Annotated in this window: 1 protein-coding gene; it reads right to left on the reverse strand. The window is 74.2% G+C overall.

All coding sequences use genetic code 11. The features are described 5' to 3' along the window. The coding region (locus B7767_RS42055; protein WP_143652992.1) for an MATE family efflux transporter at window positions 1–760 on the reverse strand (760 nt) is incomplete at both ends.

Here is a 760-nt window from a genome sequence, read left to right on the forward strand (position 1 = left end):
CCTCCCGTCCGGCCGCGCCACCGGGCCGGCCTCCCCGTCGGGGCCGGCCCGCGGTGCGGTCACCGCGGGCCGGCCGGCCAGCAGCGTGCAGCCCAGCCCCACGGCCCAGCCGATCACCGTCGCCCACATGATGCCGTCGACCCCCCACGCGTGGCCCAGTACGTACGACAACGGCAGCCGGACCACGCCCAGCGAGGCCACCGTGCAGATCAGCGGTACGACGGTGCGGGCGATGCCGTTGAACCAGCCGTGCAGCACGACCGTCAGCGTGTAGCACAGGAAGAACGGTGCCGTGATGAGGATGTACCGCTCGGTCACCATCCGGGTCTCGGGGCTGCCGGAGAACAGCGCGGCGATCGGCCCGCGTCCGACCAGCAGCAGCAGGGACACCACCGCGGTGAGCGCGACGCCCAGCCACACGGCGTGACGGACCCCCTCGCGGACCCGGACGGCTTGGCCGGCGCCGGTGTTCTGCGCGGTGAACACCATCAGCGCGCCGGACAGGTTGAGGAACAGCACGCTGGTCAGCAGCTCCAGCCGGGCGACGACGGTCAGTGCCGCGAGGGCCTCCTCACCGAACGGCGTGATGATCCACACCAGCACCAGCACCCCGACGCCGATCAGCAGGTACTGCACGGCCATCGGCGCGCCGATCCGCAGACCGCGCCGCACCTCGGCGAGCACCGCGGCGGCCGTGACCGCGGCCGCCCCGGACGGCCGCGGCCGGCGCTGCTCGCGCACCAGGCGGGTCAGGCCGACC

Source organism: Streptomyces sp. 13-12-16 (assembly GCF_002114215.1).
In the GTDB taxonomy this organism is placed as follows: Bacteria; Actinomycetota; Actinomycetes; order Streptomycetales; family Streptomycetaceae; genus Streptomyces.